Origin of the sequence: Burkholderia sp. Ac-20345 (assembly GCF_017104825.1) — a bacterium.
Lineage (GTDB): Bacteria > Pseudomonadota > Gammaproteobacteria > Burkholderiales > Burkholderiaceae > Burkholderia > Burkholderia lata_B.
Map to the genome: position 1 here is coordinate 20,493 of NZ_JAAGPO010000069.1, position 13,409 is coordinate 33,901.

14 protein-coding genes and 1 pseudogene are annotated in these 13,409 nt (G+C 60.9%); 11 read left to right on the top strand and 4 right to left on the bottom strand.

All coding sequences use genetic code 11. The features are described from left to right. Positions 1-36: 36 nt before the first annotated feature. The 3 genes from G3O06_RS23910 (at position 37) to G3O06_RS23920 (ending at position 2,549) form a co-directional block, all read left to right on the top strand. Complete coding sequence (locus G3O06_RS23910) at positions 37-408, top strand: hypothetical protein (RefSeq protein WP_205817725.1); 372 nt, start codon at positions 37-39, stop codon at positions 406-408. An 87-nt stretch (positions 409-495) separates the two neighbouring features. Continuing rightward, complete coding sequence (locus G3O06_RS23915; protein ID WP_205817726.1) at positions 496-1,356, top strand: hypothetical protein; 861 nt, start codon at positions 496-498, stop codon at positions 1,354-1,356. 590 nt (positions 1,357-1,946) lie between these two features. Then, positions 1,947-2,549 (top strand): TetR/AcrR family transcriptional regulator, encoded by a 603-nt coding sequence (locus tag G3O06_RS23920; protein ID WP_205817727.1) that lies wholly within the window; start codon positions 1,947-1,949, stop codon positions 2,547-2,549. Positions 2,550-2,816: 267 nt separating this feature from the next. Here the strand turns inward: G3O06_RS23920 and G3O06_RS23925 are convergent, their stop codons facing one another. Both G3O06_RS23925 and mmsB (G3O06_RS23930) read right to left on the bottom strand, forming a co-directional pair. Further along, complete coding sequence (locus G3O06_RS23925; protein WP_174987130.1) at positions 2,817-3,107, bottom strand: DUF1330 domain-containing protein; 291 nt, start codon at positions 3,105-3,107, stop codon at positions 2,817-2,819. 14 nt (positions 3,108-3,121) lie between these two features. Further along, positions 3,122-4,027 carry a 3-hydroxyisobutyrate dehydrogenase gene (gene mmsB, locus G3O06_RS23930; RefSeq protein ID WP_205817728.1) on the bottom strand — a complete coding sequence of 302 codons (906 nt, stop codon included), beginning with the start codon at positions 4,025-4,027 and terminating at the stop codon, positions 3,122-3,124. 213 nt (positions 4,028-4,240) lie between these two features. On the opposite strand from mmsB (G3O06_RS23930), the pseudogene G3O06_RS50020 reads away from it, so the two are divergent. Continuing rightward, positions 4,241-4,333: pseudogene (locus tag G3O06_RS50020) on the top strand (hypothetical protein); the annotation flags it as partial. Positions 4,334-4,453: 120 nt separating this feature from the next. Here the strand turns inward: G3O06_RS50020 and G3O06_RS23935 are convergent. Together G3O06_RS23935 and G3O06_RS23940 are read right to left on the bottom strand one after the other, a co-directional pair. After that, on the bottom strand, positions 4,454-4,660 hold the full coding sequence (locus G3O06_RS23935; RefSeq protein WP_205817729.1) for a hypothetical protein: 207 nt from the start codon (positions 4,658-4,660) through the stop codon (positions 4,454-4,456). Continuing rightward, the gene (locus tag G3O06_RS23940) at positions 4,657-5,040 is read right to left on the bottom strand and encodes a helix-turn-helix domain-containing protein (RefSeq protein WP_205817730.1); all 384 of its coding nucleotides are present in this window, start codon (positions 5,038-5,040) and stop codon (positions 4,657-4,659) included. Before G3O06_RS23940 ends, G3O06_RS23935 begins: the two co-directional genes overlap by 4 nt. A gap of 125 nt (positions 5,041-5,165) precedes the next feature. Here G3O06_RS23940 and namA point away from each other — a divergent pair, with 125 nt between their 5' ends. The 7 genes from namA (at position 5,166) to G3O06_RS23975 (ending at position 13,398) form a co-directional block, all read left to right on the top strand. Next, entirely contained in the window at positions 5,166-6,212 is a 1,047-nt protein-coding gene (gene namA, locus G3O06_RS23945; RefSeq protein ID WP_205817731.1) for an NADPH dehydrogenase NamA, read from the top strand. 271 nt (positions 6,213-6,483) lie between these two features. After that, on the top strand, positions 6,484-7,374 hold the full coding sequence (gene mmsB / locus G3O06_RS23950; RefSeq protein WP_205817732.1) for a 3-hydroxyisobutyrate dehydrogenase: 891 nt from the start codon (positions 6,484-6,486) through the stop codon (positions 7,372-7,374). Between the two features lie 231 nt (positions 7,375-7,605). Further along, positions 7,606-9,219, top strand: a complete 1,614-nt coding sequence (locus G3O06_RS23955; RefSeq protein WP_205817747.1) for an MFS transporter — start codon at positions 7,606-7,608, stop codon at positions 9,217-9,219. 97 nt (positions 9,220-9,316) lie between these two features. After that, a complete protein-coding gene (locus G3O06_RS23960; RefSeq protein WP_205817733.1) occupies positions 9,317-10,852 on the top strand; it encodes a CoA-acylating methylmalonate-semialdehyde dehydrogenase in 1,536 nt (511 codons plus the stop codon). Positions 10,853-10,942: 90 nt separating this feature from the next. Continuing rightward, positions 10,943-11,218 carry a YciI family protein gene (locus G3O06_RS23965; RefSeq protein WP_205817734.1) on the top strand — a complete coding sequence of 92 codons (276 nt, stop codon included), beginning with the start codon at positions 10,943-10,945 and terminating at the stop codon, positions 11,216-11,218. 233 nt (positions 11,219-11,451) lie between these two features. Beyond that, positions 11,452-12,426, top strand: coding sequence for a quinone oxidoreductase (locus G3O06_RS23970; protein ID WP_174987114.1), 975 nt, complete (start codon positions 11,452-11,454; stop codon positions 12,424-12,426). A gap of 48 nt (positions 12,427-12,474) precedes the next feature. Continuing rightward, a complete protein-coding gene (locus G3O06_RS23975) occupies positions 12,475-13,398 on the top strand; it encodes a LysR family transcriptional regulator (RefSeq protein WP_205817735.1) in 924 nt (307 codons plus the stop codon). The last annotated feature ends 11 nt before the right edge of the window (positions 13,399-13,409 follow it).

Here is a 13,409-nt window from a genome sequence, read left to right on the forward strand (position 1 = left end):
CGGGGCGTCGAGTGTGGTTCGGGCAGGAATTTCACAATGACCCTGACAGCCGGTATCGATGAGATCGCCCGCAGCCTGGACGGGCTGGGCCCATCCTGGTTGCCCGCCTACGACATGCGTGCCTATGCGGCAAAGGTGGATTCGGAATGCGGATATGGTTCCGACATGATGGTTGCCATCGAGATCAATACGAAAATGTTCGAGGAAGTCGTTGCGTTCGTGCATTTGTGCGGCGCGTACGCATTGCTGCATCCATCCACTGAGCGGCAGTACGAGTGCGTGCGCAACGACAGGGCAGAAATCGACGATGTGCTTGCACGAAATGCGATCGCCGCATGTCCGACATACACGGGGTTGCTGACGTCGCTCGTCGATCGGGGCATCCTCGCGCGATGTACGCGGGATTGATGTTCAGCGCTCTATGAGCGCTTTGTGCCGATTTCATTTTTACTGCGACGCATCGCATTTACAGTCGCGATCAGGGCCTAGCTAAAAATGACCAAGCCTTCCAGACACCGTGCCATGCAGACAAGAGCAATCAAGAACCCCACTGTTTTGTTCGCCTTGGTCACCCAGGCGATCGCGGATATGTCGCGTCAATGCCCGTCGGCTGTGCGCGCGACAGTCGGGCTATTGCTTGTCGCCAGCGTGCTTTCGGGGTGTGCGCCCCTGTCGGCGTCTGCGCCGGCGGATCCTCAACAACAGTTTGCCGCAGAGCAGCGGAATGCGAATGCGTTGTATAGCCGGAAGGTGTTGGCATATAAGCCGATGTTCGAGAATCCTGGCGGCTATGCTCGAGCGCAGATACTGGAAGCGTACGAGGCGGTGCTGCAGCAGTACTCCGTCGCCGCAATCGCCTATGCCCGCACCATCTATCCCGAGGCTCGACAGACGCTTCCTCCTTCCCTGCAGCCATTGCCGGCGCCGTCGGGGCCGGTCACGCTGGCGGTCGTCAATCGCGACTACGAATATGTGCTCGGAATGGACGCCGCCTTGTGGGAGATGGATATGGCGGCGAACTTTGGCCGGCCATCCAGGTTGCCGATACCGAAATACACCGGCCCTGTGCTCATCATGCCGCCTGCGCCGCCGTTTCCGCCCCTGCAGGATGTTCGCGATCCAAAGTTCGCGCGGCTCGTGACCATGACGAAGAAACTGGACGATGCGCAGAAGGCAGATCTGGCACGAGAGCACGCCGCGATCGAGCAACAGTATGCCGAGCAAGCCGCGTGGCGGGCTCGACACCTCACGGGTCAGTATGATCACATCGATCCGAGGACGGGACTACCGTATGCGCCCCCGCCACAGGAGACGCAGCGATGGTGCATGATGGGCGGTGGCCGGGTGCCTTGCTGAAACCGCTGCGAGCAGCGGCAATTGCGGCCCGATTGGATGCCAGCCGGGCTGGCGCACACTTCCGCGTGGAGTCATCTGCTTCAAAACCCGTACTCGATGGGTGTGTCGGCTCGGGTGACGATGTTCGCTGACGGCGTATCGGTTGCGTGTCTTGATCCGTTGACGCCGTCGCGGTGAAGTGATCCCGTGTTGCCGAAGCCGGCAGTTTCCTTTGACTTCGTGGTGGCTGACGATGTCTGCCGAGTCACCCGGAACGTCATGTCGCAGCGCTCCTGCCCGCGGACCCTCCGGACATCGTGCGTGATAGCGTTTCCCGAGTACTCGGAGCCGACTGCTTGCTGTCTATCCCACGCCCCGCCGTATCGCACGAACAGGCACTAACGTTGCCGCGTACAACTTTTTGCGGGGATTCCTGAACGCTCCGGTTCTTGTCTGGCGCAAGACGAATGAGAGGGGCGTGGAGGACGCAGCATTCACCGCGCTGAAGAGCGAGATCGTATCCGGCAGTCGGCAATGCTTGCCCTACAGGCTGAAAGGAGCCGTATTGGCGGCGGTGCTAAGATGCCGCCCTGTAGTCAGGAGATGCATGAATGCGCGCGAGCAAACGCCAGCAGGTGGTCGACAAGGCAGGTGAGTTGTTTTCCCTCCATGGTTTTCATCCGGTCGGCATCGACTGGATCATCGCCGAAGCGGACGTTGCCCGCATGACGCTCTACCATCACTTCGCGGGCAAGGACGATCTCATCAAGGCAGTGCTGGAACAGCGCTACACCTTCATCATGGAGAGCATCGCTGCCAAGCTCGGCCCCATGCCGCACGCCACTGCGCGCCTGAAGGGGATTTTCGACTGGTACGGCACCTGGTTCAGTAGCCCGGAGTTTGCGGGCTGCCTGTTCGAGCGCGCGCTGGCCGAGTTCGGTGCGACCTGCCCCAAGGTGACCGACGTGGCGGTGCGCTATCGGGATGACTTGCTGGCCCTCATGGAGCAACTGCTCTCCGAGATCATTCCGCGTCGCCGGGCGCGTCAGCTTGCAGGCGTGTACGTGATGCTGCTGAGCGGGGCGACCGCGGATGCGCGTGCGATCGGGGATCCGCGTGCTGCCGCAAGGGCATGGCAGGCGGCGGAGATGCTGCTGAACGAGTCCAAAGTCGCAGCTGAAAGCATGCGCAAAGCCCGTAGCCGTCAGGCTTGATCGTTTGTAGACCCTGCCTTTAGCTTTAGCAAGCGACGCGTCACAACCTCTGTGTCAGAGAAGCAGTCGCCGTAGGCGGCACGTCGACAGACGTCGTGGCGCCAGGGGCGCTGAGGCCGAAGCAAGCGCCACGGATTTTCATCGGGATGCGGGGGCTTGCTCCATCGCCCAGAACGTGTCGCGTCTGCCTTTTAGTGCTCGAACCGGGCAACGCAACGGTGTGTTCGTGCCGCGTCCCGACCTTTCATTTCCTGCGGCGAACGCAGTTCATTCAAATCCTTCCACGATCATCAGATCGGCGACCGCCTTGCCATCACGATAAGACTTTGCCGCTTGATATTCAGGCGAGTTGTAGCACGCCAACGCAGTTTCCATGCTGTCAAACTCGATCACCACGTTTCGCGGCCGCTGCTGTCCTTCCAGATGCCGAGTGAATCCTCCTCTCGCCAACGGCTTCCCGCCATATTTCTCAAAACTCTCCGTCGCTCCCTTTGCGTAGATCGCATAGGATTCGGCGTCGAAAACCTCCACATGCGCAATCCAGTAGGCCTTGGCCATGACAGTCTCCTTGCTTAGTCGGGTTGTGGGTTTCTGTAGTAAAAATTCTGGATGCTGGATATGTCGAGAAGCGCGTTTTCGTCATTCGCTTCGTCATGCAATGCAAACAGGTTTCGTGCCAATGCCCCAAGCGGAACGCTCGCCTGTGCTGTCTGCGCGCAGTTCAATGCCAGACCGAGATCCTTGAGCATGAGATTGACCTGGAAGCCGCCGTTGTATGCATGACTGGACGGCACGTCCGGCAGTACGCCGGGCCACGGATTCCACCGGTCCACCATGAAGTTGCGACCGCTGCTATTCCGGATCACATCCGACAGGATGCGAGGCGAGAGACCATTCCTGGCGCCCAATGCCAACGCCTCGGCGGTGCCGACCATCGAGACGGCTGCGAGCAGGTTGTTGCAGATTTTCGCCAGCTGTCCTGCGCCATGCTCGCCTGCATGGATCACGGTCTTGCCCATTGCACGAAGGATCGGATCGATTTTCGCTATGGTTTCCGTTTTGCCGCCGACGATGAAACATAGCGTTCCTTCCCGGGCGCCCATGATCCCGCCGGACACGGGCGCGTCGACTACCTCGCGGCCGTGCCGATTTGCTGCGTCTGCGATCGTCTTCGACGAGCTCGGGTCGATCGTCGAGCAGTCGATATAGACCGGATTGCGGTTCGCAGTCCGCAGTATTCCGTTTTCGCCGAGGTAGGTCGACTCGACGATGTTGCCGTTCGGCAGCATGGTGATCACGGCGTCCACATCCTGCGATGCATCGATGGCATGTGCCGCGACCTCGGCGCCATATTCTGCGGCCGCTTCCAATGCCACCGGATTCAGATCGAACACCTTCAAACGATGGTTAGCCTTGAGCAAGTTCTTTGCCATCGGCAGTCCCATATTGCCAAGTCCAATGAACCCGATGTCCGACATGGATTCGTCTCCGTATGTTGAATTTATCGACTGGCGCGACAAAATTGCAGTACGTATCTACATTCTGTACTGCGCATATCAGCCCGTATTTCCGTCATGTGATTAAACGTATCATGAGAAAAACGTCGGAGGCAGATGGGTAGCGTGCACACTCGATGTGCAGAATTGCACACCGCCTCATGTGGAACGTGCGTTGAATCGGGATGACCTCGGATGCTTTCTGGAGCCGGCGCGCACCGGGAAGCTCACCTTGGTATAGAGCACACGCCGCTGGCGCGGCGAATTCAGGCGTTGGAAAAGGTGCTCGAACGACCGCTTTTTGCCCGCGAGGCAAGCGGCCATGAGCTCACGGAAACCGGAGCTGCACTGCTCGCGAAAGTGGAAGACAGGGAGCGGACGTGTGTAGCGGTGGAGGCAAGTCTGCCTTCATCGGAAATCAGGGGGTGGATCGACGTCGTTGCGATTCGGAAAAGCGACCGGATCACGGCGCACGCCGAACGGCGAAACATCCGAAGATCCAAAAAGGTCTGGCGAATGTTGCGTCATGACGCTCGGCGCGATCGACATCCGCTGCTGCGATGAGTCGCGGATCGCTCCCGCCATCCGTTCGCGCTGCCGAGTGTCGCGGGTCAAGCGTCGCTACTGCTGTCGCCCTTGCCGGTTTGCCGGTATTCCAGGATCGCTTGCTCATGCGCGGCACCCCAGTCGCGCATCGCGCTGATCAGCGGAGCCAGCGTCTGGCCGAGCGGCGTCAGCGAGTACTCGACCTTCGGCGGTACTTCCCGATAGACCTCTCGTGCAACGACGTTGTCGGCTTCGAGTTCACGCAGTTGCAGGGTCAACATCCGCTGCGTCACCTCGGGCATCAAACGCCTCAACTCGTTGAATCGGCGCGTACCCGACATGAGATGATAGAGGATCAGGGACTTCCACTTCCCGCCGATGACCTCGACGGTAAACGTAACGGGACAGGCGAATGCCTCAACCTCTCCATGCGGAATTCCGAGCTTCATCTGACGTGCCTCACGTGACTAGTGGTATCCAAACTGTGCCTACTGCACAAAACTGTGCGTACTTACGAAAACTGCGGGTTAAGTTTAGCATCGGCTCCACATCAAAACCTGACGGAGTCGTCGAGATGAGTTTGTTGTTATCGCCCTTTGAAATCAAAGGTCTGAAGCTGAAGAATCGCGTCGTTATGTCCCCGATGTGCATGCATAGTGCCGGGGAAGACGGGTTGGTCACCGCATGGCATCACGTTCACTATGGCGCCCGCGCGTTGGGTCAGGCCGGCCTGATCTTTTTCGAAACCCTGGCCGTGCACAAGGACGCCCGCATCGGTCCCGGGGATCTCGGAATCTGGAGCGACGATCATGTCGCCGGGTTGCGCGACCTGGTTGATCTGCTGCATGGATACGGCGCCAAGGTCGGTGCCCAGATCGGACACGCGGGCCGAAATGCGGATTTGCCGGGCGTGGTTCGTATCGCCCCTTCGTCCATTCCCTTTACGCCGGAAAGTCCGGTTCCGCGCCAGATCGCGCTCGATGAAATTCCGGATCTCGTCAAGTCGTTCGGCCGTGCGGCGCGGCGCGCCCGCGAAGCCGGTTTCGATGTGCTGGAACTCCACACCGCGCATGGCTATCTGCTCAACGAATTCCTTTCGCCACTGGCAAACACACGGGATGACGAATACGGTGGCGATGCGCAGCGGCGCTATCGGATCGTGCGCGAGATCATCGAAGAGGTGAAGCTTCATTGGGGTGATCGTCCGCTGTTTGTCCGAATTTCCAGTACCGACTACACCGACGGTGGCAACACCCCGGAGTCGTTCCTTGAATATGGTCGCTGGATGAAGGAACAGGGTGTGGATCTCATCGATTGCAGTTCCGGCGGTATCAAGATGGTCAAGGTGCAGACCTATCCCGGATATCAAGTGCCGGCTGCCGAGCTGCTTCGCAAGGAGGTCGGTATTGCCACCGGAGCGGTCGGGATGATCACGAACGGCCGGCAAGCTGAAGAGATCCTGCGGAACGGGCGAGCCGATCTCGTTTTCGTCGGTCGGGAGATGCTGCGAGATCCGTTCTGGGTGCGTAGTGCTGCGGATGATTTGAAGGAGTACATAGAAATTCCTCGTCCATACACCCGATACGGGTCGGTGTGGCTGAATACCAGAGAGGCTGCGTAACGCCGGCAGCGACCGAGACAAGATCGGTACTCCAAATGGCTCGCCTGAGAACTGGCGGGCCATTTTTTTTTACCCGCGCGGCCATCGACGAATCGAGCCGCCACTTCCGGCATTTCTGCACAGCCGTTGGCCGCTCGTGCGCTGTGCACCCCGTATTCCCGATCCTAAGATTCCTCACAGTCTCGGAGCATGCCCTTGTCCAGGAGACGCAGGGACCGAGCGATTCAGACTTCGTTGCGACTACCCATATCGTTAGAAAAGGAGCACCGTCATGCCCACTATTGCGTGGATCGGCCTCGGCCTGATGGGTAACCCCATGTCCAGACACATGGTCAGATCGGGCTATACCGTTCGCGGTGTAGACATCGATGCCACTGCGCGCCGGAACGCCGCCGCCAATGGCGTGCAGGTAAGCGAATCGATCGCGGACGCATGCAAGGACGCCGACGTGGTGTACACCATGCTGCCTTCGGGCGCAGACGTCCACGATGTCATGACGGCTGCCGATGGTGTATTTGCAAGCGCGCGTCCCGGCACGATCGTGATCGACTGCTCGACGATCGGCATCGACTACGCGCGCAAGCTGCATGCCGCCGCGGCAAAGGCCGGTATCGTCTTCGTCGAGGCGCCGGTATCGGGTGGAACCGAGGGCGCGCGCGACGGTACGCTCACGTTCATGATCGGCTGCGACAACGCGTATGCGGGGCAGGCCGCCGAATTGCTGCAACCACTTGGCGACTACATCGCGTACGTCGGTGGCCCGGGCGCAGGTCAAGCCGCCAAGGTGGTGAACAATCTCATCATGGCGGTCAGCGTCACGGTCAACTGCGAGGCAACGGCACTGGGACAGCGGCTCGGTCTCGACATGAAGGCATTTTTCGAGATCGCGACGCGTTCGTCTGCCGACAACTGGTCTTTCCGTCTGTGGAACCCCGCACCCGGTGTCGTCGATGCATCACCTGCGTCGAACGGGTACAAAGCGGGCTTCAAGACCTGGCTGCTCGCCAAGGATCTGAGCCTTGCCGTCGAAGCGGGGCGCGAGGTCGGTGCGCGCCTCGAAACCGCAGAAACCGCATACGCGCTGATGACGAGGCATGCGGAAACTGGCGGTGCCGATCTCGACGCGACATCGCTCGTTCTTCACTTGTCCAAAAGCGCCTAGCGATCTTCAAGCGCCAACGGCGGCGATCGGCGCCAAGCGCCGTCCGCCGTCGACGCTGAGATTCCGCGAGCATCAGGCGGGCTGCGTCAGCCCGTTTGCACGCCTGATGCAAGCCGTTGCGCACAGGCCGCGACGCGACATCTAAAGGAAAGTGGCTCATGAAAGTCACTTCCAATACGGAGACATACCATGATAAGCACGGCAATCGACAGGTCGGCACGGCCCGAAGCGATGACGGTCCGCAGCCGAACCGTAGTGTTCGCGTCATCGTTGGGGACCATCTTCGAGTGGTATGACTTCTTCCTGGCGGGCGCGCTTGCGCCGTTCATCAGCAAGGCCATATTTTCCGGAGTCAGCCCGTCGGCTGCTTTCATCTTCACGCTGCTCAGCTTCGCCGCAGGCTTTGCCGTACGGCCGCTCGGCGCAGTCGTGTTCGGTCGTCTGGGCGACAAGCTGGGTCGCAAATATACGTTCCTGGTGACCATCCTGCTGATGGGGGCGTCAACGTTCTTCGTGGGGCTGCTGCCGGGGTACGCCACGATCGGCATTCTGGCGCCGATCCTCTTCGTTGCCATGCGGCTCGTGCAGGGGCTGGCACTGGGTGGAGAGTACGGCGGCGCGGCAACGTACGTGGCCGAGCACGCGCCGGCGAATAAGCGGGGCACCTGGACGTCATGGATTCAGATGACCGCGACGCTGGGCCTGTTCCTTTCGTTGCTCGTGATTCTTGGCGTGCGCACCCTGATCGGAGAGGAGCGATTCGGTGCCTGGGGTTGGCGCATTCCGTTCCTGCTTTCGATCGCATTGCTGGGCATCTCGGTATGGATTCGCATGAAGCTCAGCGAGTCACCTGCATTCCAGAAGATGGTGAACGAAGGCAAGACGTCAAAGGCTCCCGTCAAGGAGGCCTTCGGCCAGTGGAAAAACGTCCGGTTGATGCTCATTGCCCTGTTCGGCGTCACGGCGGGGGAAGCCGTGGTGTGGTACACCGGGCAGTTCTACACGCTGTTCTTCCTGACCGAAACGTTGAAGCTGCATGGGGCGATGACGAACACCATCCTCATTGCCGCGCTCCTGATTTCCGCACCGTTCTATGTCGTTGCCGGGGCGCTTTCCGATCGGATTGGCCGCAAGCCGATCATGTTCGTCGGTTGCCTCCTTGCCGTGCTGACTTACATGCCGTTGTTCAAGGCGTTGACGCACTACGTCAATCCTGCACTGGAAGCCGCGCAGACGCGTTCGCCGATTGTCCTCATCTCCGATCCGAAGGCGTGTTCGTTCCAGTTCAATCCGGTCGGTACCGCGAAGTTCACGAGCGCTTGCGATGTGGCAAAGGCAGCGTTGTCGAAAGCGGGGGTGAGCTATGAGAACCAGGTAGCGCCGGCAAACCAGCCGGCCGTGATCGTGGTGGGCTCCGTCCGGATTGAATCCTATGACGCGACGTCCGCGAATGCCAAGGCCAGGGCGGATGCGTTCAACTCCGCACTTCGAAGCGCGTTGACCGACGCCGGCTATCCCCATGCGGCAGATCCGGCGCGTGTGAACGTGCCGATGACCATTCTCGTGCTCGTGGTGCTCATGCTGTACGGCACGATGGTCTACGGGCCGATGGCCGCCATGCTGGTCGAGTGCTTCCCTGCACGCATTCGCTACACCTGCCTGTCCGTGCCGTATCACATCGGCAACGGCTGGTTCGGCGGCTTCCTGCCTGCATCGGCATTTGCAATCGTCGCGGCGCGAGGCAACGTCTATTCGGGATTGTGGTACCCGATCGTGATCGCTGCGATGAGCTGCGTCGTTTGCCTGTTCTTCGTTCGCGAGACACGTGGCGCGAGTATCGACTAGGTGCGCCGTATTAGCGGCCCGTGCAGACCAGCGGGGGCGCTTGCCCGTGCCGGTTTCGTCACGAGCCTGACCGAGAGTTCATCATAAGGAGTGCGTCGTGAATATCGCTGTTGAAACCAACCACCGTGCCGCGCAAGGCCTGCGCAGCGCAAAGCTGCTGATCGACGGCGTGTTCGTCGAATCGAAAAGCGACGAATGGCACGACATCGTCAACCCGGCGACGCAGGAGGTCATTGGTCGTGTGCCGTTCGCTACCACGGACGAACTGAACGATGCGGTAGCGGCCGCAAAGAAGGCGTTCCGTACGTGGAGCGTGACGCCGATCGGCGCGCGTATGCGGCTGATGCTGAAATTCCAGGAGCTGGTTCGCCAGAACATGAAGCGCATTGCGCAGACGCTGACTGCCGAACAAGGCAAGACGCTCGCCGATGCCGAGGGCGACATCTTCCGTGGCCTCGAAGTCGTCGAGCACGCATGCTCCATCGGCACGCTGCAACTGGGGGAGTTCGCGGAGAACGTCGCGGGCAAGGTGGACACGTATACGCTGCGGCAACCGATCGGCGTATGTGCAGGCATTACGCCGTTCAACTTTCCGGCGATGATTCCGTTGTGGATGTTCCCGATGGCGATCGTCTGCGGCAATACCTTCGTCCTCAAGCCGTCGGAGCAGGATCCCCTTTCCACGATGGAGCTGGTGGAGCTTGCGATCGAGGCGGGCGTTCCGGCGGGCGTCCTCAATGTGGTTCATGGCGGGAAGGATGTGGTGAACGCCATTTGCACGCATCCCGACATCAAGGCGATTTCGTTCGTGGGATCCACTCACGTCGGTACGCATGTCTATCGCCTCGGCAGCCAGCACGGAAAACGTGTCCAGTCGATGATGGGCGCGAAGAACCACGCCGTGGTTCTGCCGGACGCAAACAAGGAACATGCGCTCAATGCGCTGGCAGGCGCCGGCTTTGGTGCGGCAGGACAGCGGTGCATGGCTACGTCAGTGGTGGTGCTGGTCGGGGCATCGAAAGAATGGCTGCCGGAGCTCGTGGATCGCGCGCGTCAGCTCAAGGTCAATGCCGGCACGGTTCCGGGTACCGACGTCGGGCCGGTCGTATCCCGTGCGGCCAAAGCGCGGATCCTCGGCTTGATCGAGGCCGGCGTGAAGGAAGGCGCGACGCTCGCGCTCGACGGGCGCGATATTGCAGTCGAAGGCTACGGGGACGGTAACTTCATCGGCCCGACGATCTTCTCGGATGTGACGCCGGGCATGACGATCTACGAGACGGAGATCTTCGGCCCGGTGATCTGCATCATGGAGGCGGATTCGCTGGACAGCGCCATCGATCTGATCAATCGCAATCCGATGGGAAATGGCGTCAGCATATTCACGCAAAGCGGTGCGGCGGCGCGCAAGTTCCAGAGCGAGATCGATGTCGGGCAGGTCGGCATCAATCTTCCCATTCCCGTGCCGGTGCCGATCTTCAGCTTTACGGGATCGCGCGGCTCGAAACTCGGCGATCTGGGCGCATACGGCAAGCAGGTGATCCACTTCTATACGCAGACGAAGACCGTGACGGCGCGCTGGTTCGACGACGCGACGGTCAGCGAAGGCGTGAACACCACCATTGCACTGAAATAACGGAACGCAGCACGGCCGGGGGGCGGGCGAACGAACCGCTTTCGCGCGGGTCGCGTTGCCCGGCCCGCTGCTGCGAAAAGGAGCGACATCATGCATTTCGTCATCTATTGCCTGGATGATCCGGCGAAGCCGTACGCACGTGACCAGCACTATGCGGCGCATCGTGCCTACCTGTCGTCAGCATCCATTCCGATCGTTGTTGCCGGACCGCTGACCGACGTGGCAGGTGAGCGACGGATCGGCAGCATGCTGCTGGTCGACGCGCGCGATCTCGATGAGGCGCGTGCCTTTGCGGCTGGCGACCCGTTCCACGTCAACCAGGTCTGGAAAGACGTCGCCGTGCATCCGTTCATCAAGGCGATCTGAGCCATTTCGGCGGGTATCGCGCGAACCGTAATCGTCTCGCGACGCCTGCCGGCATCCCGGCTCTTCGATCAGACTCGGGACGGATACGACGGCGTGCTCCCGCGCGCCCGACTCGAGCGGCATTCCTGCAACACATGCAGCACAACCCTGCATGGACTGCTATTGATCATCGCGGTTCGAGTGCTTACTGTAGATGCAGATGGCTTCATTCACGGAATACAAGGAGCAGACGAATGGCAGTGACGGTTCGGATCGCTGGAACAGGCGACGTGGAAGTGCTGGAATGTCTCGAGGTCGGCCGCGAGAGCCCGGGGCCGGGCGAAGTCTGGCTCGAGCAAGAGGCGATCGGCGTCAACCCGCTCGATCTCAGTCAACGCCGGGGAGATGCGCCGGTGACGCTTCCGTCGGGCCTCGGTCTCGAGGGGGCCGGCATCGTTGCTGCGGTGGGCGATGGCGTCGTCGATTTCCGCGTGGGGGACCGTGTCGGTTATGCAACCGGCCCGCTGGGCGCCTATGCAAGCGGCAGACGATATCCGGCGGAGCGACTGGTCGCGCTTCCGGACGCCGTCAGTTTTGACGACGCGGCTGCCGTGCTGTTCAAGGGGATCACCGCGCAGTATCTGCTGACCACGACCTTTCCGGTTCGCGACGGCAGTGTCGTCGTCATCTACGGCGCAGCCGGAGCGCTCGGCCAGATCATGGTGCCTTGGGCCAAGCATCTGGGCGCGCATGTCATTGGCGTCGTGTCGCGACCCGGGAGTGTCGAGCGTGCGCGCCAGGCCGGTTGCGATCATGTGCTGGTGTTCGACGCGGCAACGCTGGGCGAACAGGTGACCGACCTCACCGAAGGCCGGAAAGCGGAGGTGGTGTACGACGGTGTGGGGAAGGTGTCTTTCGATGCATCGCTCGACTGCCTTCGTCCGCGAGGGCTCATGGTTTCGTTCGGCGCGACCTCCGGTGCACCGTCGCCCGTCAGCGTGTCGACGTTGAACGCAAAGGGTTCCCTGTACCTGACTCGCCCATCGCTGGCAGCGCATACGGCGTCGGCCGACGTGTATCGCCAGCGTGCGCATGCGGTACTCGATGCGATCCGGGCGGGATTCATCCACGCCAATCCGCGGCACCTATTCCCGCTCGCCGACGTGCGGAAAGCCCACGCATTGCTGCAGCAGGGTAAGACGGAAGGGGCCGTTATACTGAAACCCTGAAATTACCGGGAGCCGATTCAACGGCGACGTATGACATCTGCCACAACGATGAGTGCATTCGGAAGTCAGTACGCGGATCAAATCGGAGCGCTGCTGGCCTTGCATGACGGCGGTACGTTTGCGCAGGCCGGGAAGATTCTGCAACGACATCCGACCGTGATTTCGAAGCGTGTCTCGGAGCTCGAGGCGAGGCTTGGCGTCCGGCTGGTCGAGCGATCGACACGGCATGTCCGCTTTACCGAAGCGGGCGAGCGCTTCATGCAGCGATTGCGCGAAGCGGAGGCCGTACTGACTGACGCTGAACGGGAAGTCTCTGAATTGGCGATACGGGCGACGGGGTCGCTTCGTCTCGCCGTCCCGAGCGCACTCGGGCGGATGTGGCTGGCGCCATTGATCGCCGAGTTTGCGTTGGCCAATCCCGATCTGATCGTTCACGTGGAATACTCGGAGCAGTTCGCGGACATCATCGGCGAGGGTTTCGACGCGGCGATTCGTGTAGGCAGCCTGAGCGACAGCCTTCTACGCGCCAGGAAGCTCTGCGACCACCAACGGATCCTCTGTGCTTCGCCGGCGTATTTGCGGGCACGCGGTGTACCGGAAGCGCCGCGTGATCTGAGTCGCCACAATTGTCTCGGGTTCACCGGTCTTGCCACCTATCCCGCGTGGAAACTCTCGAACGGAAGCCAGACGGAGACGGTCACCGTGCGCGGCAACCTCTCCAGCAACGAGAACTCGACGTTGCTTCTCGCCGCGGTGCGAGGGGTGGGCATCGTGGCTGGCGGCGACTGGCTGATGAGCAGAGATCTTGCATCGGGGCGGCTCGTCAGGGTGCTGCCGCAATGGCATCTCGACGAGCGTTCGGGCGTGTACCTGGTGACGCCGTCGATCAAGCACACGCCGGCGAAGTTGAAGCTTTTCAAGCAATGGATCGAGGCGCAGTTCACGCCAAAGCCGCCGTGGGCATCGGTGTGAAAGCGGCGGGA

What these genes read in the sequence shown, in the direction of transcription:
- G3O06_RS23910 (WP_205817725.1), top strand. Translation starts at nt 37, where the DNA reads ATGACCCTGACAGCCGGTATCGATGAGATCGCCCGCAGCCTGGACGGG.
- G3O06_RS23915 (WP_205817726.1), top strand. Translation starts at nt 496, where the DNA reads ATGACCAAGCCTTCCAGACACCGTGCCATGCAGACAAGAGCAATCAAG.
- G3O06_RS23920 (WP_205817727.1), top strand. Translation starts at nt 1,947, where the DNA reads ATGCGCGCGAGCAAACGCCAGCAGGTGGTCGACAAGGCAGGTGAGTTG.
- G3O06_RS23925 (WP_174987130.1), bottom strand. Translation starts at nt 3,107, where the DNA reads ATGGCCAAGGCCTACTGGATTGCGCATGTGGAGGTTTTCGACGCCGAA.
- mmsB (WP_205817728.1), bottom strand. Translation starts at nt 4,027, where the DNA reads ATGTCGGACATCGGGTTCATTGGACTTGGCAATATGGGACTGCCGATG.
- G3O06_RS23940 (WP_205817730.1), bottom strand. Translation starts at nt 5,040, where the DNA reads ATGAAGCTCGGAATTCCGCATGGAGAGGTTGAGGCATTCGCCTGTCCC.
- namA (WP_205817731.1), top strand. Translation starts at nt 5,166, where the DNA reads ATGAGTTTGTTGTTATCGCCCTTTGAAATCAAAGGTCTGAAGCTGAAG.
- mmsB (WP_205817732.1), top strand. Translation starts at nt 6,484, where the DNA reads ATGCCCACTATTGCGTGGATCGGCCTCGGCCTGATGGGTAACCCCATG.
- G3O06_RS23955 (WP_205817747.1), top strand. Translation starts at nt 7,606, where the DNA reads ATGACGGTCCGCAGCCGAACCGTAGTGTTCGCGTCATCGTTGGGGACC.
- G3O06_RS23965 (WP_205817734.1), top strand. Translation starts at nt 10,943, where the DNA reads ATGCATTTCGTCATCTATTGCCTGGATGATCCGGCGAAGCCGTACGCA.
- G3O06_RS23970 (WP_174987114.1), top strand. Translation starts at nt 11,452, where the DNA reads ATGGCAGTGACGGTTCGGATCGCTGGAACAGGCGACGTGGAAGTGCTG.
- G3O06_RS23975 (WP_205817735.1), top strand. Translation starts at nt 12,475, where the DNA reads ATGAGTGCATTCGGAAGTCAGTACGCGGATCAAATCGGAGCGCTGCTG.